Annotated in this window: 15 protein-coding genes; 9 read left to right on the top strand and 6 right to left on the bottom strand. The window is 66.9% G+C overall.

Going from position 1 to position 18255, the window contains the following annotated elements:
• The first annotated feature begins 47 nt into the window (after nucleotides 1–47).
• Nucleotides 48–1430 carry a wax ester/triacylglycerol synthase family O-acyltransferase gene (locus tag QXH22_RS01515; RefSeq protein ID WP_306241011.1) on the top strand — a complete coding sequence of 461 codons (1383 nt, stop codon included), beginning with the start codon at nucleotides 48–50 and terminating at the stop codon, nucleotides 1428–1430.
• Here the strand turns inward: QXH22_RS01515 and QXH22_RS01510 are convergent.
• The 3 genes from QXH22_RS01510 to QXH22_RS01500 are packed head-to-tail and all read right to left on the bottom strand — an operon-like array spanning nucleotide 1427 to nucleotide 5091.
• On the bottom strand, nucleotides 1427–2698 hold the full coding sequence (locus tag QXH22_RS01510) for an alpha/beta hydrolase (protein ID WP_306275933.1): 1272 nt from the start codon (nucleotides 2696–2698) through the stop codon (nucleotides 1427–1429). The two genes, QXH22_RS01515 and QXH22_RS01510, sit on opposite strands and share 4 nt — an antisense overlap.
• On the bottom strand, nucleotides 2698–4299 hold the full coding sequence (gene fadD12 / locus QXH22_RS01505) for an acyl-CoA ligase FadD12 (RefSeq protein ID WP_306244251.1): 1602 nt from the start codon (nucleotides 4297–4299) through the stop codon (nucleotides 2698–2700). The genes QXH22_RS01510 and fadD12 overlap by 1 nt, the downstream gene beginning before the upstream one ends.
• A 36-nt stretch (nucleotides 4300–4335) precedes the next feature.
• On the bottom strand, nucleotides 4336–5091 hold the full coding sequence (locus QXH22_RS01500; protein WP_306244249.1) for a 1-acyl-sn-glycerol-3-phosphate acyltransferase: 756 nt from the start codon (nucleotides 5089–5091) through the stop codon (nucleotides 4336–4338).
• 210 nt (nucleotides 5092–5301) lie between these two features.
• Between QXH22_RS01500 and QXH22_RS01495 the strand changes: the two genes are divergently transcribed.
• The 4 genes from QXH22_RS01495 to QXH22_RS01480 all read left to right on the top strand — a co-directional run bounded on the left by QXH22_RS01495 (nucleotide 5302) and on the right by QXH22_RS01480 (nucleotide 10388).
• On the top strand, nucleotides 5302–6564 hold the full coding sequence (locus QXH22_RS01495; protein WP_306241009.1) for a CdaR family transcriptional regulator: 1263 nt from the start codon (nucleotides 5302–5304) through the stop codon (nucleotides 6562–6564).
• Nucleotides 6565–6654: 90 nt separating this feature from the next.
• Nucleotides 6655–7083: a hypothetical protein gene (locus QXH22_RS01490; protein WP_306274788.1), complete on the top strand. Its 429-nt coding sequence runs from the start codon at nucleotides 6655–6657 to the stop codon at nucleotides 7081–7083.
• A gap of 132 nt (nucleotides 7084–7215) precedes the next feature.
• Nucleotides 7216–8973, top strand: a complete 1758-nt coding sequence (locus QXH22_RS01485; RefSeq protein ID WP_306275932.1) for a DUF3556 domain-containing protein — start codon at nucleotides 7216–7218, stop codon at nucleotides 8971–8973.
• Nucleotides 8970–10388 carry an NAD(P)/FAD-dependent oxidoreductase gene (locus tag QXH22_RS01480; protein WP_306274787.1) on the top strand — a complete coding sequence of 473 codons (1419 nt, stop codon included), beginning with the start codon at nucleotides 8970–8972 and terminating at the stop codon, nucleotides 10386–10388. Before QXH22_RS01485 ends, QXH22_RS01480 begins: the two co-directional genes overlap by 4 nt.
• 32 nt (nucleotides 10389–10420) lie before the next feature.
• Here the strand turns inward: QXH22_RS01480 and QXH22_RS01475 are convergent, their stop codons facing one another.
• On the bottom strand, nucleotides 10421–11281 hold the full coding sequence (locus tag QXH22_RS01475; RefSeq protein ID WP_306274786.1) for a beta-xylosidase: 861 nt from the start codon (nucleotides 11279–11281) through the stop codon (nucleotides 10421–10423).
• Between the two features lie 262 nt (nucleotides 11282–11543).
• Here QXH22_RS01475 and gap point away from each other — a divergent pair, with 262 nt between their 5' ends.
• Genes gap through tpiA form a run of 3 tightly spaced genes read left to right on the top strand, consistent with a single transcriptional unit; the run spans nucleotide 11544 to nucleotide 14598 of the window.
• The gene (gene gap, locus QXH22_RS01470) at nucleotides 11544–12563 is read left to right on the top strand and encodes a type I glyceraldehyde-3-phosphate dehydrogenase (RefSeq protein ID WP_306274785.1); all 1020 of its coding nucleotides are present in this window, start codon (nucleotides 11544–11546) and stop codon (nucleotides 12561–12563) included.
• A gap of 2 nt (nucleotides 12564–12565) precedes the next feature.
• Nucleotides 12566–13816, top strand: a complete 1251-nt coding sequence (pgk, locus tag QXH22_RS01465; RefSeq protein ID WP_306241003.1) for a phosphoglycerate kinase — start codon at nucleotides 12566–12568, stop codon at nucleotides 13814–13816.
• Nucleotides 13813–14598, top strand: coding sequence for a triose-phosphate isomerase (tpiA, locus tag QXH22_RS01460; protein ID WP_306274784.1), 786 nt, complete (start codon nucleotides 13813–13815; stop codon nucleotides 14596–14598). The genes pgk and tpiA overlap by 4 nt, the downstream gene beginning before the upstream one ends.
• A 19-nt stretch (nucleotides 14599–14617) precedes the next feature.
• Here the strand turns inward: tpiA and QXH22_RS01455 are convergent, their stop codons facing one another.
• Nucleotides 14618–15046 carry a hypothetical protein gene (locus tag QXH22_RS01455; protein ID WP_306241000.1) on the bottom strand — a complete coding sequence of 143 codons (429 nt, stop codon included), beginning with the start codon at nucleotides 15044–15046 and terminating at the stop codon, nucleotides 14618–14620.
• Nucleotides 15047–15053: 7 nt separating this feature from the next.
• Nucleotides 15054–15287, bottom strand: coding sequence for a preprotein translocase subunit SecG (gene secG / locus QXH22_RS01450; RefSeq protein ID WP_065133648.1), 234 nt, complete (start codon nucleotides 15285–15287; stop codon nucleotides 15054–15056).
• Between the two features lie 107 nt (nucleotides 15288–15394).
• On the opposite strand from secG, the gene ppc reads away from it, so the two are divergent.
• Nucleotides 15395–18202 carry a phosphoenolpyruvate carboxylase gene (gene ppc / locus QXH22_RS01445; RefSeq protein ID WP_306240999.1) on the top strand — a complete coding sequence of 936 codons (2808 nt, stop codon included), beginning with the start codon at nucleotides 15395–15397 and terminating at the stop codon, nucleotides 18200–18202.
• Nucleotides 18203–18255 lie beyond the last annotated feature (53 nt).

Raw genomic sequence — 18255 nt, 5'->3', positions numbered from 1 at the left:
GAAAGAAATATTGGCTTCGTCGGGTGGCTGCGGGCTACGGTCGTGGGATGAAACGGCTCTCGAGTGTTGACGCGGCGTTCTGGTCTGCCGAAACTGCAGGCTGGCACATGCATGTCGGTGCCCTGGCGATCTGCGATCCACGCAAAGCGCCCGACTACAGCTTCCAACGCCTGCGTGAACTGCTCATCGAGCGGTTGCCCGAGATACCTCAGTTGCGCTGGCGGGTGACCGGCGCTCCGCTCGGCCTGGACCGGCCGTGGTTCGTCGAGGACGAAGAACTCGACATCGACTTCCACGTCCGGCGAATCGGTGTACCGGCTCCGGGTGGCCGGCGCGAACTCGAGGAACTCGTCGGCCGACTGATGTCCTACAAGCTGGACCGCTCGCGGCCACTGTGGGAACTGTGGGTCATCGAAGGCGTCGAAGGCGGCCGTATCGCCACCTTGACCAAGATGCACCACGCGATCGTCGACGGCGTCTCGGGCGCCGGCCTCGGCGAGATCCTGCTGGACGTCACTGTCGAACCGCGGCCGCCGCAGAAGGAAACGGTGGGATTCGTCGGCTTCACCATCCCCGGACTGGAGCGGCGTGCGCTCGGCGCACTGATCAACGTCGGCGTCATGACCCCGTTCCGTATCGCCCGGTTGCTCGAGCAGACGGTGCGCCAGCAGATCGCCGCCCTCGGCGTCGGCGCGCGGCCGCCACGCTACTTCGAGGCCCCCAAGACCCGGTTCAACGCACCGGTGTCGCCGCACCGGCGCATCACGGGGTGCCGGGTGGAGCTGGACAGGGTCAAGGCGGTCAAGGACGCCTTCGGGGTCAAGCTCAACGACGTGGTTCTCGCCCTGGTGGCCGGTGCGGCGCGCGAATACCTGCAGAAGCGCGACGAGCTGCCCTACAAGCCGCTGATCGCCCAGATTCCGGTGTCCACCCGCACCGAGGAGAGCAAATCGGACGTCGGCAACCAGATCAGCTCGATGACCGCATCGCTGGCCACCGACATCGACGACCCGGCCGAGCGGCTCAAAGCCATTCACGAGAGCACGCAGAACGCCAAGGAGATGGCCAAAGCGCTGTCCGCGCACCAGATCATGGGCCTCACCGAGACCACACCCCCGGGCCTGTTGCAGCTGGCGGCGCGCGCCTACACAGCCACCGGGCTGTCGCGCAACCTGGCTCCGATCAACCTGGTCGTGTCCAATGTGCCCGGCCCGCCGATCCCGCTCTACATGGCCGGGGCCAAGCTCGATTCGCTGGTTCCGCTGGGACCGCCGGTGATGGACGTGGCGCTCAACATCACCTGCTTCTCCTACCAGAAGCACCTGGACTTCGGATTCGTCACGACGCCGGAGGTTGCCAGCGACATCGACGAAATGGCCGATGCCATCGAGCCTGCGCTGGCCGAGCTGGAGCGCGCCGCCGGCCTTTAGCGGTCGCTGGAATAGTTCGTCACGTACACCCAGGACAGGAACCGCGCGACCGCCTCGGCGGCTTTGTTGGCGCGCGGGGATCCGAAGATGTCGAATGCGTGCTGCGCGTTGGGCAGCTCGGCGTACGCGACCGGGGCCTTCGACACCGATCGCAGCTCTTCGACGAACTCCCGTGCCTCGGCCACCGGGATCAGGGAGTCGTCGGTACCGTGCAACACGAAAAACGGTGGGGCGTCCACGTGGACGTAGCGCAACGGCGACGCCTCTTCGTAGATCTCCCGGTGGGTGTCGAGTTTGTGCTTGACCACCAATCTTTCGAGCACCTGCACGAACTGGGCGCGCCCGGGGGCCTCGGTGGAGTACCAGTCGTAGCGGCCGTAGAACGGCACGGCCGCCATCACCGACGTATCGGCGTCTTCGAAGCCGGGCTGGAACTTGGGGTCGTTGGGGGTCAGCGCGGCCAGTGCGGTCAGGTGACCGCCAGCCGAACCACCGCTGAGCACAACGAAATTCGGGTCACCCCCGTAGGCGGCGATGTTCTCCTTGACCCAGGCCAGCGCGCGTTTGACGTCGACGATGTGGGCGGGCCAGGTGTGCCAGGGTGACACGCGGTAGTTCATCGACACACACACCCAGCCCCGTGAAACCAGGTGACTCATCAAGGGATACGCCTGTGGACGGCGCCACCCGATCATCCAGGCGCCGCCGGGAATCTGTAGCAGGACAGGTGCTTTGCCGTCCCGCGGCAGATCCCTGCGGCGCCATATGTCGGCCAGGTTCGCTCGGCCGTGCGGTCCGTAGGAGACGATGTTCTGCTTGTCGACGAAGCGGCGCCGTGCCACGGTGGTGCGCAGCGGCAGATTGCGCCGCCCCCGCCGGGTCGGCTCGGTGGGCAGGGCCTTGAGCTGGTCGGCGTAGTCGGACCCGAGCTGCTCGGTCAGCCCGGCTTCCAATATCGGTCCCGGAGTGGTGATTCCGCGATAGCGGATGACGGCCAGGATCGCCCAGGACGCCGCCGTCATTGCCAGCGCCAGCTTGCCCTTCGGGCCGGCGAAGTCACCCCGGCGGCCCCGGCGCACCGCGTCCAGCGCGGACACCGACGCATACAGGCCGGGCACCTCGGAAGTGGGCCAGCCGAACCAGAACACCGTCGGCGACGCGTACGGGTTGCGGGTGATCGGGTGTAATCCGTTGGCCGCATTCACCAGTTCCACTGTCGCCCGGGTCAGCGGGCGGGGCCGGCGCAGTTGCTGCAACAGCCGCCGCATCATGAGCCGCTCACCCGGGCCTTGAGCTCGTTGCGCAGGATCTTGCCGGTACTGCCGCGGGGGAGCTCGTCGAGCACCGTGATTTCGCGCGGCACTTTGTAGTTGGCGAGGTTGTCCCGGACATGCTGCTTGAGCGTCTCGACCGTCGCCGAGGCACCCGGCTCGAGCACCACGAACGCCGACAACCGCTGGCCGTACTGCTCGTCGTCCACGCCGATCACCGACGCCTCGGCGACCTCGGGGTGGGCGGCCAGCGTCTTCTCCACTTCGATCGGATAGATGTTCTCCCCGCCGGAGACGATCATCTCGTCGTCACGGCCCACCACGAACAGCCGCCCGTTCGCGTCGAGGTAGCCGACGTCACCCGACGACATGTAGCCGGCGTGAAAATCCTTGGTGGTGCCGGACGTATAGCCGTCGAACTGACTGCCGTTGTGCACGTAGATGGTTCCGACCTCGCCGGTGGGCACTTCCTTGAAATCGGAGTCCAGGATCCGGATGTCGGTTCCGTCGGCCGGCTTGCCCGCGGTATCGGGGGCCGCGCGCAGGTCGGCCGGAGTGGCGGTCGCGATCATTCCCGCTTCGGTGGCGTTGTAGTTGTTGTAGATCACGTCGCCGAACTGGTCCATGAAAGCAACGACGACGTCGGGCCGCATCCGCGAACCCGATGCCGCGGCGAAACGCAACGACCGGCAGCTGTACTTGTTTCGGACCTCTTCGGGCAACTCCATGATGCGGTCGAACATCACCGGCACCACCGCCAAACCGGTCGCCCGGTACTTGTCGACCAGTGCCAGCGTGGCCTCCGGATCGAACTTGCGTCTGGTCACCACCGTGCAGGCCAGCGACGAGGCGAGCACCAATTGCGAGAAACCCCAGGCGTGGAACATCGGCGCCACGATCACGATCGGCTCCTCGGCGCGCCAGGGCGTGCGGTCCAGCACCCCCTTGAGGGTCTTGATCCCTCCGCTGCCGCCGGAATGCTTGGCGCCCTTCGGTGTTCCGGTGGTTCCGGAGGTGAGCAGAATCAACTTGCCCTTGCCGCCGGTGCGCTGCGGCCGCTGGCCGGCATGCGATGTGATGAGTTTCTCCACGGTCAGCTCGTGCGGCTGGTCGGCCCACGCCACGATGCGGGTCGCGTTCGGCGCGTCGGCCAGTGCCCGATCCACCGTGGGGGTGAACTCCTCGTCGTACACGATCGCGTCGACACCCTCGCGGCTGACCACCTCGGCCAGCGCGGGACCGGCGAAGGAGGTGTTGAGCAGCAGGACGTCGGCGCCGACCCGATTGGCCGCCAGGAGTGCATCGACGAATCCGCGGTGATTGCGGCACATGATGCCGACCACCTTGGGAGGTCCACCCGGCTGGGCTTGCAGCGCGGCAGCGAAGGCGTCGCCGCGGTCGTCGAGCTCCCGCCAGGTCAGAGTGCCGAGTTCGTCGATGAAGCCGGGGCGATCAGGGCAGCGTTGCGCCGCGCCGGCGAAGCCCGAGGTGAAACCGATGCCCTCACGGCGCATCGCCGCAACCACCCGCAGGTAGCGGTCGGGGCGCATGGGCGCGATCATGCCCGCACGCCTCAGCGTGGAGAACACGCCCAGCATCTCTGCGAGGCCCTCTTCAAGACGAGATGCCATGGCTCAGCCCACAATCGGGAATCGACGCTTGGCGGCGAGCTGGTTGAGCCCCTCTTGCATCACCGACCGCACATACTCGTCGACTTGGTCGACGTCCGGGTCGTCGCCGAATTGTGCTGCGATGTCGATGGGTTTGAGCACCTGCATCACAATCTTGGCCGGCAGGGGCAGATTGGGCGGGATGGCGGCGCTGAAGCCAAACGGGAATCCGAAAGAGAGCGGCAGGATATCGCTGCGGAGCAACTTCTTGATGCCCAGATTGCGCGCCAGCCAGGTACCGCGGGTGAGATACAGCTGGGTTTCCTGACCGCCGATTCCGACCATCGGCACGATGGGAACGCCCGCCTCGATCGCGGTGCGGACGTAGCCCTTGCGGCCGTTGAAGTCGATGACGTTCTCCACCGTGGTCGGGCGGTAGGCGTCGTAGTCGCCGCCCGGGAAGACGACGACCACGCCGCCGGAGCGCAGCGCCGCCGCGGCGTTCTCCCGGTTGGCCCGGATGTAGCCCGTCTTGCGGAAGAAGTCGGCGGTCGGACCCATGAAGAGGATGTCGTGGCTCAGTGTCAGTACCGGGCGGTCGTAGCCGAACTTGTCGTAGAAGTCGGTGCTGAAGATCGGGACGTCCATCGGGAATTGACCGCCGGAGTGATTGGCGACCACCAGCGCCCCTCCGGGCGGGAAGCCGTCGAGCCCGTGCACCTCCGACCGGAAATAGGTCTTCAGGACGGGCCGCATGACGCTGATCATGCGTCGGGTCATTCCCGGATCGAACTTCGCGATATCGCCGCTGTGCGGGTCGTCGTTCTCGTTGCTCACTGAGGCTCCCTTGCCGTCGAGTCCCTCAGATCGTAGCGACCACCTCTGCGATTGTGTGCCGGCATCGTGCCCGAAACGGTCGCGTGGAAGCGCCCGAAGGTGCACAGTGTGCTTGGGTTCCAGGTTCACGCGGCTGTAGAAGGGACACCGAGGGTGGCCGAAGCGGGCAATGCGGTGGGTCCCGGGTGCGTTTCGGTGATCGCCCGACAGATGGACGCGATCCGCGACACTTTCACCGCCGAGCTGTTCGACATGATGAAGGGCGAGATTCAAGGGCTCAAACACGACCCGCGGATGATGGAGCTGTGGCGCGCGAGCCTGACCGAGAACTTCGTCGCCGCGGTGCACTACCTGGAGCGGGATGTGCCGACAGCGCTGCTCGAGGCGCCCGCTGCCGCACTCGCCTACGCGCGGGCCTCCGCGCAGCGGGACATCCCGTTGGCGCCGTTGGTCCGGGCACATCGGCTCGGGCACGCGCGGTTCCTGGAAGTGGCGATGCAGTATGTGCTGCGTCTGGAGCCCCACCAGCAGCTTCCGACGATCATCGCCTTGGTGAACCGGTCCGCCCGGGTGATCGATCTGGTCGCTGACCAGCTGATCCGCGCCTATGAGGAGGAGCACGACCGCTGGCTGAGCCGGCGCAGCGGATTGCAGCAGCACTGGATCAGCGAGGTGCTCGCCGGGACTCCGGTCGATGTGCAGCGTGCCGAAAAGGTGCTGCGCTACGGGCTTGACGGACGGCACGTGGCCGCCGTGGTGTGGGTGGACGACGCGGTGCCGATCGACCAGGTCGTGGCACGCTTCGACGAGGTGCGCTGCCTGATGGCCGCCGAGCTGGATGCGGCCGGCCGATCGCTGCTGGTGCCCACCGACGAGCGGGAGGCCAAGCTGTGGTTCTCGGTCGCGGGTACCCCCGATCTGTCGGCCCTGCGCGGCGCGTTCGAGTCGGCATGTATCGGTGCCCGGGTGGCGTGCGGCCGGTCCGGTAGCGGGTTGCGCGGTTTCCGGGCGTCCATAAAGCAGGCCGAGCTGGTGAAGACGGTCGTGCTGGCGGGCGGGGACCGTCACGGCGAGCCCGTTGTCTTCTACGACGACGTCGCCCCGGTGGCGTTGATGGCCGGCGACGTGGACGAGCTGCGGCGGTTCGTCGGTGACGTATTGGGCGACCTGGCCGGCGCCGACGAGCGCAACGAATGGTTGCGTGCCACACTGCGCGAATTCCTGGTCCGCAACCGCAGCTATGTGGCGACGGCGGACGCAATGATCCTGCACCGCAACACTATTCAATACCGCGTTGGCCAGGCAATGGAACTGTGCGGTCAGGATTTCGACGACCCTGACGCGGTGTTCAAGGTCCAGACCGCGCTGGAGGTCTGCCGCTGGATGTCGCCGGCTGTGCTGCGCGCACAAAAGTAAAGGTCAAGTTCGGTTTCGGCGCATAGCCGTGCAACGGCTCCGGCCGGTTAGCGTTTGCCAACGTCAAGCGCCAAACCGAAAGAGGCACACATGGACCGGGCCACCGATAGCAGTAGCCAGGCCGATGTTGTGCTGCGCCTGATCACCCAGATCTGCAAGAGAACCAACTTGCAGATGGACATCTATCACAGAGCGATCGTCCTCGCCGAGGCAGCGGGCCGTCCTGACCAGGTACGTGATCTGCGGCGGTTTCTCGGCATCCAGCGCCAGGACCGAAAACTCCTGCTGGAGTTGATTGAACGATTGAGGGATCCGAAGGTTTCGCAGCGGCCACGGTGTGCGGGTGGTGACCGCCCGCGGCCGCTGGGGGTGGCGGCGGGCAAGCCATCCGTGCGCGCTGAGGGGTCGCGCGGATGGCGTTCCCGCCGGCAGGCTTCCGGGGCGGCACAGCGCGTCCGACCGGGTGACCGGCCGGCGCTGTCCGGCCCTGAAGGCGCGGGAGGTCCGGTGTCTCGGTGAATCACCCTTTATGGCAATAGCTTTCACCGGGACGGGGTCGGGCTTCCGAGAACTCGCCGATGGGCCTTCGGGTGGGCCTTATCGTGCCGATACATTGGAATGGCCACGAACGCTCTTGGAATGGGGCCAGCCATGGGATTCATCTCACCGGACCTTCCCGACGTCGATCACGAAACCTGGCTGACGCTGCCACGGGCAACGCGACTGCAGGTCGTCACCCGGCACTGGGCGGAGAACGGCTTCGGTACGCCGTATGCGGTCTACCTGCTCTACCTGATCAAGATCGGCCTGTATGTGGCGGTTCCGGCCGCGATCATCTCGCTGACTCCTGGTCTGGGCGGGCTCAGCCACATCGCCCAGTGGTGGACGCAACCGATCGTGTATCAGAAGGTCGTTGTCTTCACGCTGCTGTTCGAGGTGCTCGGGTTGGGTTGCGGGTCCGGACCACTCACCGGGCGCTTCATGCCGCCGATCGGCGGTGTCCTGTACTGGTTGCGTCCCAAGACAATTCGCCTGCCGGCCTGGCCTGACAAGGTGCCCTTGACCCGTGGCGATTCCCGCGGCATCGTCGACGTTGCGTTGTATGCCATCGTGCTGGCCAGCGCGGTGTGGGCGCTGATATCGCCCGGACACGGCGGCCCGGTGACCGGTACCGGTGACGTCGGCCTGATCGACCCGGTCCTGGTCATCCCGACGATCGTCGCGCTGGCGCTACTCGGCTTGCGTGACAAGACCATATTTCTGGCCGCGCGCGGCGAACACTATTGGCTCAAGCTGTTCGTCTTCTTCTTCCCGTTCACCGACCAGGTCGCGGCGTTCAAGATCATCATGCTGTGCCTGTGGTGGGGCGCGGCGACGTCCAAGCTCAACCACCACTTCCCCTATGTCGTGGCCGTGATGACGAGCAACAACGCGCTACTGCGCAGCCGGCTGTTCCTCCCGGTCAAGCACCTGCTCTACCGGGACCACGTCAACGACCTGCGACCCACCTGGTTACCGAAACTGATGGCCCATGTCGGCGGCACCACAGCGGAATTCATCGTTCCCACGGTGCTGGTCTTCTTCGCCGGCGACCATCCGTGGCGGTGGTTCCTGATCGGCTTCATGGTGCTGTTCCACCTCAACATCCTGTCCAACCTCCCGATGGGGGTGCCGTTGGAGTGGAACGTGTTCTTCATCTTTTCGCTGTTCTATCTGTTCGGGCATTACGGCGCGATCCGCGCCACCGACCTGAGATCGCCGCTGTTGCTGGCGCTGATCGCGATCGCGGTCGCCATTGTCATCGTAGGAAACATGTTCCCCGAAAAGATTTCGTTCCTGCCGTCGATGCGCTACTACGCCGGCAACTGGGCGACGAGTACCTGGTGCTTCCGCGCCGGGGCGGAGGACAAGATCGAAGCCGACGTGGTGAAAAGCTCTGCGCTGGTGGTCAATCAGCTCACCAAGCTGTACGGCGCGGCCACCGCCGAGGTGATGTCGGACAAAGTGGGGGCGTTCCGGGCCATGCATACCCACGGACGCGCGCTCAACGGCCTGCTGGCCCGGGCAATCGACAACGAAGCCGACTACCGGGTGCGGGACGGCGAAATCGTGGCCGGACCGTTGGTCGGATGGAACTTCGGCGAAGGGCACCTGCACAATGAGCAACTCCTGGAGGCGCTGCAGCGGCGCTGCAACTTCGAGGACGGCGACGTCCGTGTCATCGTCCTCGAGGGTCAGCCGATCCACATTCAGAAGCAGTGGTACCGGATCGTCGACGCCAAGACCGGTCTCATCGAGTCCGGCTACGTCGACGTCAGCGACATGCTGACGCGTCAACCGTGGCCCGAGCCGGGTGATCGGTTTCCGGTGCACGTCACGACCGAGCCCGTCGTGCACGGAACCTCATGACGAAGGCGATCATCGTCGGCGCCGGTCCCAATGGTCTGGCCGCGGCGATCCACCTTGCCCGCCAGGGCATCGACGTGCACGTCCTGGAAGCGCAGGACACCATCGGCGGGGGAGTGCGGTCGGGCGAACTGACGGTGCCCGGCGTGATCCACGACCACTGCTCCGCCTTCCACCCGCTGGGTGTCGGATCACCGTTCTGGCAGGAGATCGACCTGCTCAGCTACGGATTGACCTGGAAATGGCCGGAGGCCGACTGCGCCCATCCGCTCGACGACGGTTCCGCCGGGGTGTTGTATCAGTCGGTCGCCAAGACTGCCAAGGGGTTGGGTGCCGACCGCCGACGCTGGCGGGCTGCCGTGGGCGGGTTGGCCAAGGGTTTCGACGACCTGGCCGAGGACCTGCTGCGGCCGGTCATCAATATTCCGCGGCATCCGCTGCGGCTTGCGTCGTTCGGTCCGCGCGCACTGCTGCCCGCCACCACGGTGGCCGGCTATTTCCGCACCGAGCAGGCACGCGCGCTGTACGGCGGAGCGGCCGCGCACGCCTACACCCGGCTGGACCGGCCACTGACCGCCTCCCTGGGGTTGATGATCCTGGCCAGTGGGCACCGGTACGGCTGGCCCGTGGCCGAAGGCGGGTCCGGCGCGATCACCCGGGCGCTGGCCGCGGCCCTGGACGCCGCGGGCGGACGGGTCACCACCGGTGTCAAGGTGACCCGCCGTCGCGACATCCCGACCGCCGACATCGTCATGCTCGACCTGAGTCCCGCCCAGGTGCTGGGGATCTACGGCGATGCGATGCCCACCCGGATCAGGCGGTCCTATCGCCGGTACCGCGAAGGTTCCTCGGCTTTCAAAGTCGACTTCGCCATCGAAGGTGACATCCCCTGGACCAATCCCGACTGTGCCAAAGCGGGCACCGTGCATCTCGGCGGCAGCTTTGCGGAGGTCGCCGACACCGAGCGGCGGCGCGCCCAAGGCGCCATGGTCGAGCGCCCGTTTGTGCTGCTCGGTCAGCAGTATCTGGCCGACCCGACGCGATCGGCGGGCAACATCAACCCGATCTACGCCTACGCGCATGTGCCGTTCGGTTACACCGGCGACGCGACCGCGGCGATCGTGGACCAGATCGAGCGGTTCGCCCCGGGATTCCGCGACCGCATCGTCGCCACCGTGAGCACCGGCACGGCCGAATTGGAGGCCCGCAACGCCACCCACATCGGCGGCGACATCATCGGCGGTGCCAACGACAAGCTGCAGATCCTGTTCCGGCCGCGGATCGCCGTCGATCCCTACCGGATCGGCGTGCCGGGGGTGTACCTCTGCTCACAATCGGCGCCGCCGGGAGCCGGCATTCACGGTCTGTGCGGTTACCACGCCGCCGAGTCAGCGCTGCGCTGGCTGCAGACGACGTGACACCGCCCCCTCAGCGTCAGCTGCGGGAAGAGTCACCCGGTCGGACCGGGCATGACGGGCTGGCCGGCCACCGGTCCACCCGCCGGCGCCGGTCCGGTCGGTGCGCCCTTCCCGGTCCCGGACATCGTGGTGATCGGGGCCACCGGCACGCCGGCCGGCACTGGTGCCCCCACCGGGACGGGTCCGGCGACGGGGACCGGGGCCCCGACGGGCACGGGTGCGCCGATGGGGACGGGCGCGCCGATGGGGACGGGGGCGCCGACGGGCACGGGCGCGCCGATCGGCACGGGTGCCCCGACCGGCACGGGTGCGCCGACGGGGACCGGTGCGCCGACGGGCACGGGTGCGCCGATCGGGACCGGGGCGCCTACCGGCACGGGAGCCGCGATCGGCCCGGGCACCACGACCGGGGCGGCGGCCGGTACGGCTGCTGCGCCCACTGGTCCGGGCACCACCACAGGCGCACCGACGCCGGACATGCCGGTGATGGGAGCGCTTGCCGGGCCGCAGTTCTCCACCGGCGTGGTTCCCGCGGCGGGGGCCGGTCCACCGGGCCCACCTGCGGGGGCTGCCGGCCCACCGGCCGGGGCTCCACCGGCCCCGGCGGCTCCGCCAGCGGCCGGCGCTCCGCCCGCAGCTGCGGCCGGGCCTCCGTAGGCGCAGCACGCCGGTGCTCCGGCCGCGGCTCCTCCCGCTCCGGCTCCGGCGGCGCCGGCGGCTCCCGCGGGCGCGCCTTCGACCGCGCCGGCCGTTCCCGACATTCCCTGGATGCACGCGTGGCCACCCGTCTTCAGCGGCACGGCCGCCGCAGTCGGGCTCAGCGACAATGCGGCCCCGCACACCCCCGCGGCGGCAGCGATCACTTTGAGGTTGAATCGATCGAAGATCGTCATCAACGTCAACTCCTTTATTCGCGCTCCAGCAGATCCGTCTGGTCGTGATGACCGGTTCGATTGTTAGACGCCGATCCAAGACTCCAACCGCGCCGCACCGTGCCGTTTCCAAATGGTGACGTTCGGGATGATTTGACTCCCGTCACACGTTGCGATCGTTAAATGACAACGCCGTCACCGGTCAGGCCGCGCCACGATTTCCGCACTGATCTAGGCTGACCACGAGCGCTTAGCAGCGGACACAAGGAAAGAGGAGAGACACGTGACGGTCCGAGTTGGCATCAACGGCTTTGGTCGAATCGGACGCAACTTCTACCGGGCCCTTCTGGCTCAGCAGGAGAAGGGCACCGCCGACATTGAGGTGGTGGCCGTCAACGACATCACCGACAACCACACCCTGGCGCATCTGTTGAAGTTCGACTCGATCCTGGGTCGGCTGCCCTACGACGTCAGCCTGGAGGGCGAGGACACCATCGTGGTGGGTCCGGCCAAGATCAAGGCGCTGGAGGTCCGCGAGGGACCGGCCGCGCTGCCCTGGGGTGATCTGGGCGTGGACGTGGTGGTCGAATCCACCGGCCTGTTCACCAATGCGGCCAAGGCCAAGGGGCACCTCGACGCCGGTGCCAAGAAAGTCATCATCTCTGCCCCGGCCACCGATGAGGACATCACCATCGTGCTCGGGGTCAATGACGACAAGTACGACGGCAGCCAGAACATCATCTCCAACGCCTCGTGCACCACAAACTGCCTGGGCCCGATCGCCAAGGTCCTCAACGACGAGTTCGGCATCGTCAAGGGCCTGATGACCACCATCCACGCCTACACCCAGGACCAGAACCTGCAGGACGGCCCGCACAAGGACCTGCGGCGCGCGCGGGCGGCGGCGCTGAACATCGTGCCGACCTCCACCGGGGCGGCCAAGGCCATCGGACTGGTGTTGCCCGAGCTCAAGGGCAAGCTCGACGGGTACGCGCTGCGGGTGCCGATCCCGACCGGCTCGGTGACCGACCTGACTGCCGAGCTGGCCAAGCCGGGCACCGCCGAGCAGATCAACGCCGCGATGAAGGCCGCCGCCGACGGGCCGATGAAGGGTATCCTGAAGTACTACGACGCCCCGATCGTCTCCAGCGACATCGTCACCGACCCACACAGCTCGATCTTCGACTCCGGGCTGACCAAGGTCATCGACAACCAGGCCAAGGTCGTCTCCTGGTACGACAACGAATGGGGCTACTCCAACCGCCTCATCGACCTCGTCAAGCTCGTCGGCAAGTCGCTCTAGCCGTGGGCGTCCCGACTCTCAAAGACCTGCTGGCCGAGGGTGTTTCGGGCCGCGGGGTGCTGGTGCGTTCGGACCTGAACGTGCCACTGGACGACTCTGCTGGTGGGCAAGGCAACATCACCGACGCCGGACGGATCACCGCATCGGTGCCGACGTTGAAGGCGCTGCTGGACGCCGGCGCCAAGGTGGTCGTCACCGCGCACCTCGGCCGTCCCAAGGACGGGCCCGACCCGAAGTACTCGCTGGCGCCGGTGGCCGCGGCGCTCGGTGAGCAGTTGGGCCGGCATGTGCAGTTGGCCGGAGATGTGGTCGGCACCGACGCGCTGGCGCGCGCCGAAGGACTCACCGACGGCGACATCCTGCTGCTGGAGAACATCCGCTTCGACAAGCGTGAGACCAGCAAGGACGACGGAGAACGCCTCGCCCTGGCCCGGCAGCTCGCCGAATTGGTATGGCCCGGGGGAGCTTTCGTCTCCGACGGCTTCGGTGTGGTGCACCGCAAACAGGCATCGGTGTACGACGTCGCGACGCTTCTTCCGCACTATGCGGGCAACCTCGTCGCCGACGAGATCAAGGTGCTGCAGCAGTTGACCAGTTCCACCGAGCGGCCGTATGCGGTGGTGCTGGGCGGGTCGAAGGTGTCGGACAAGCTGGGCGTGATCGAATCGCTGGCGACCAAAGCCGACAGCATCGTGATCGGTGGCGGCATGTGCTTCACCTTCCTTGCCGCCCAAGGCTATTCGGTCGGCAAGTCGCTGCTGGAAGAAGAGATGGTTGAGACCTGCCGCAATCTGCTGGAGACCTACCACGACGTGTTGCGGCTGCCGGTCGACATCGTGGTGACCGAGAAGTTCGAGGCCGGATCACCGCCACAGACGGTGTCCGCCAACGAGATTCCGGATGACCTGATGGGTCTGGACATCGGCCCGGGATCGGTCAAGCGGTTCACCACCCTGCTGTCCAACGCCAAGACGGTGTTCTGGAACGGGCCGATGGGGGTGTTCGAGTTTCCGGCCTACGCGGAGGGCACCCGGGGTGTTGCCGAGGCCATCGTCAAGGCGACCGGAAAGGGCGCGTTCAGCGTCGTCGGCGGCGGCGACTCCGCTGCTGCGGTCCGCGCCCTGAAGATCCCCGAAGACGCGTTCTCCCACATATCCACCGGCGGCGGCGCGTCGCTGGAATACCTTGAGGGCAAATCACTCCCGGGCATCGAAGTGCTCGGTGAGCCCCAGCCGACCGGAGGAGACTCGTGAGCCGCAAGCCGTTGATCGCCGGCAACTGGAAGATGAACCTCAATCACTTCGAGGCGATCGCGCTGGTGCAGAAGATCGCGTTCTCGTTGCCGGACAAGTACTTCGACAACGTCGACGTCACGGTCATCCCGCCGTTCACCGACCTGCGCAGCGTGCAGACCCTGGTCGACGGCGACAAACTGCGCCTGACCTACGGCGCGCAGGACCTGTCGCAGCACGACTCCGGCGCCTACACGGGTGAGATCAGCGGGGCATTCCTGGCGAAGCTGGGATGCAGCTTCGTGGTGGTCGGGCACTCCGAACGCCGCACCTACCACCACGAGGACGACGCGCTGGTGGCCGCCAAAGCCGCTGCCGCTCTCAAGCACGAGCTGACCCCCATCGTCTGCGTCGGCGAGCATCTCGAGGTCCGCGAGGCCGGAAACCACGTGTCGCACAATGTCGAGCAGCTGCGCGGGTCCCTGGCCGGATTGTCTGCCGAGCAGATCGACAAGGTCGTCATCGCCTACGAACCGGTCTGGGCGATCGGCACCGGCCGGGTGGCCAGTTCGGCCGACGCTCAGGAGGTGTGCGCGGCGATCCGCAAAGAGCTTGCCGCGCTAGCCTCACCGCAGATCGCCCAGTCCGTCCGGGTGCTCTACGGCGGCTCGATGAACGCCAAGAACGTCGGCGACCTGGTCGCTCAGGACGACATCGACGGCGGTCTGGTCGGCGGTGCGTCCTTGGACGGGGAACAGTTCGCGACGCTGGCGGCGATCGCCGCCGGGGGACCGCTGCCGTAAACCGCGCGATATCGCGACGTCAGATCGCGATGAGCAACAGCAACAGCGGAAACACGAACGCCAGAGCCAGCAGGATCACCAGCATTGCCACGGTGATTCCGACGCCGTTGTAGCTCTGCGGCGGGGTGCCCAGCGAACCGGGGCTGAAGCCCCACACCGGCGCCTTGTATTCGAGTTCGACCCATCGCCCCGGGTAGATGTCGACCAGGGTGTCCGCCGGCCCGATCTGAGGCGGCAGCCAGTACGGCACGTGCACGTGGACCCGGTGCTGACCGGGCCGCACCGGCACGACGTTGCGACCCCACGACATCGGCGGCCCCTGGTAGCCGTCGATCAGAAGTTTGGGCTTGAACAGCGCCAGCATGAACGACAGCGGCATGTACTGGGTGGTGATAACGACGCCCTCAGCCGACCAGGCCGGGTGTCCCTGCTGGGCGGGCCAGCTCATGCTGCGGCTAGCGGTACTTGATCAGCAGGGCCATGCCCACGATGGAAACCAGCCAGATACCGACGATGAACAGCGTCAACCGGTCCAGGTTCTTCTCCACGACCGTCGACCCGGAAAGGCTGGACTGAACCCCGCCACCGAACAGCGTCGACAGACCACCACCCTTGGCGCGGTGCAGCAGCACCAGCAACACCACCAGCACGCTGGTGACCACCAGAGTGATCTGTAGAGCCAATTCCATACCGGGCAGCCTACCGAACGGGGACAAAAGGCTCACGACCGGCAAGGCGCAGGGCGGTACCCGCGCCCAAATAGCCGACTCGACGGTCTGCACTGATACTTAGACGCATGGTTGACGTGACCGACACCGCCCTGGACCCGATCGGCGACGTCCATCGCACCAAGTTGGGACGCGAGGCGACCGAGCCGATGCGCGCCGACATCAGGATGCTGGGCGCCATCCTCGGCGACACCGTGCGCGAGCAGAACGGTGAAGAGGTCTTCGACCTCGTCGAACGAGCGCGGGTGGAATCGTTTCGGGTGCGGCGATCGGAGATCGACCGCAACGAGGTGTCCCGCATGTTCGACGGCATCGACATCCACCAGGCCATCCCCGTCATCCGCGCGTTCACCCACTTCGCCCTGCTGGCCAACGTCGCCGAGGACATCCACCGCGAGCGTCGCCGCAGCATTCACGTCGCCGCCGGTGAGCCGCCGCAGGACAGTAGTCTGGCCGCCACCTACGCGAAACTCGATCGTGCGGAACTGGATTCGGCGACCGTCGCAGGTGCCCTGAGGGGCGCGCTGGTCGCTCCGGTGATCACCGCACACCCCACCGAGACCCGGCGGCGAACCGTCTTCGTGACCCAGCACCGGATCACCGAGCTGATGCGGTTGCACGCGGAGGGTCACACCCAGACCGACAGCGGCCGCAGTGTGGAAACCGAACTGCGCCGCCAGATTCTCACCCTGTGGCAGACCGCGATAATCCGGTTGTCCCGGTTGCAGATCAGTGACGAGATCGCCGCGGGCCTGCGCTATTACCCCGCCTCGTTCTTCGAGGTGATGCCCAAGGTCAACGCCGAAGTCCGAGAGGCACTGCGGGCCCGCTGGCCCGACGCCGATCTGCTGTCCGGCCCGATACTGCAGCCGGGATCCTGGATCGGTGGCGACCGGGACGGCAATCCCAATGTCACTGCCGACGTGGTCCGGCTCGCGACCGGCAGCGCGGCCTACACCGCGCTCGCCCACTACCTGGCCGAACTCGACCAGCTCGAGCAGGAGTTGTCGATGTCGTCGCGGCTGCTCCGGGTGACGCCCGAACTCGCCGAACTCGCCGAGGGCTGCCAGGACAAGGCCCGCGACGACGAGCCGTACCGGCGCGCGTTGCGGGTGATCCGTTCCCGGCTGAGCGCCACCGCGACCGACATCCTCGACGAGCAACCGCTGCACACCCTCGACCTCGGCCTGCCGGCGTATGCCGCACCCGGCGAGCTGCGGGCGGATCTCGACACCATCGACGCCTCGCTGCGCACGCACGGCAGCACGGTGCTGGCCGACGACCGGCTGGCCCTCTTGCGGGAAGCCGTGCACGTCTTTGGTTTTCACCTGTCCGCCCTCGACCTGCGGCAGAACTCCGACGTGCACGAGGAAGTGGTCGCCGAACTGCTGGCCTGGTCCGGTGTGCACCCCGACTACGCCGCGCTACCCGAAAACGAACGCGTCGAATTGCTGGTCGGCGAGCTCAGCACCCGCCGCCCGCTGGTACGCGCCGGCGCCAAGCTCTCGGAGCTGGCCCGAAAGGAACTCGACATCATCGGGGCGGCCACGCACGCGGTCCAAACCTACGGTCCCGCAGCGGTTCCCAACTACGTCATCTCGATGTGCCGGTCGGTGTCGGACGTGCTCGAAGCGGCCATCCTGATGAAGGAGGCCGGACTGCTGGACGCGTCGGGAGACGACCCGTATTGCCCGGTCGGCATTTCGCCGCTGTTCGAGACGATCGACGACTTGCACAACGGGGCGTCGATCCTGCAGGCGATGCTGGATCTTCCGCTCTACCGGGGCATGGTGGCCGCCCGCGGCGACATGCAGGAAGTCATGCTGGGGTACTCCGACTCCAACAAGGACGGCGGCTACCTGGCCGCGAACTGGGCGGTCTACCGCGCCGAACTGGCCCTGGTGGAAGCCGCCCGCAAGGGCGGCATCCGGCTGCGGCTCTTTCATGGTCGCGGCGGCACCGTCGGACGCGGCGGCGGCCCCAGTTACCAGGCCATCCTGGCCCAGCCGCCGGGCGCGGTGAACGGATCCCTGCGGCTCACCGAGCAGGGCGAGGTGATCGCCGCCAAGTATGCCGAGCCGCAGACGGCCCGGCGCAACCTGGAGAGCCTGCTGGCCGCGACCCTGGAGTCGACGTTGCTCGACGTCGAAGGACTCGGTGACGCCGCCGAGCCCGCCTATGGGGTGCTCGAGGAGATCGCCACCTTGGCCCAGCGCGCCTACGCCGAATTGGTGCACGACACACCGGGTTTCGTCGAGTACTTCAAGGCCTCCACCCCGGTGAGTGAGATCGGGTCACTCAACATCGGCAGCCGGCCGTCGTCGCGCAAGCCGACGGAATCCATCTCGGACCTGCGCGCCATTCCATGGGTGCTGGCATGGAGCCAGTCGCGGGTGATGCTGCCCGGGTGGTACGGCACCGGTTCGGCGTTCGAGCAGTGGATCACCGCGGGACCGGAAAGCGAAGAGGATCGGCTCGCGGTGCTGCACGAGCTGTACGAGCGGTGGCCGTTCTTCCGCAGCGTGCTGTCCAACATGGCGCAGGTGATGGCCAAGAGCGACCTGGGGCTGGCCGCCCGCTACTCCGAGCTGGTCGACGACGAATCGTTGCGCAGCAGGGTCTTCGACAAGATCGTCGACGAGCACCACCGCACGATCGCGATGTACAAGCGCATCACCGGCCAGGAGGACCTGCTGGCCGACAACCCAGCGCTCGCGCGTTCGGTGTTCAACCGGTTCCCGTACCTGGAGCCGCTGAACCACCTGCAGGTGGAGCTGCTGCGCCGCTATCGCTCGGGTGAAGACGACGAACTGATGCAGCGTGGCATCCTGCTGACGATGAACGGACTCGCCAGCGCGTTACGCAACAGCGGATAACGGGCGATTCCCGCTGCCGCCTTGACCCGCACAGTGTTGTGCCGGCCCGCTCG

Source organism: Mycobacterium sp. TY814 (genome assembly GCF_030755175.1).
Classification (GTDB): domain Bacteria; phylum Actinomycetota; class Actinomycetes; order Mycobacteriales; family Mycobacteriaceae; genus Mycobacterium.
Note: the sequence above shows the minus strand (reverse complement) of the source record. Positions and strands in the feature narration are given on the sequence as shown.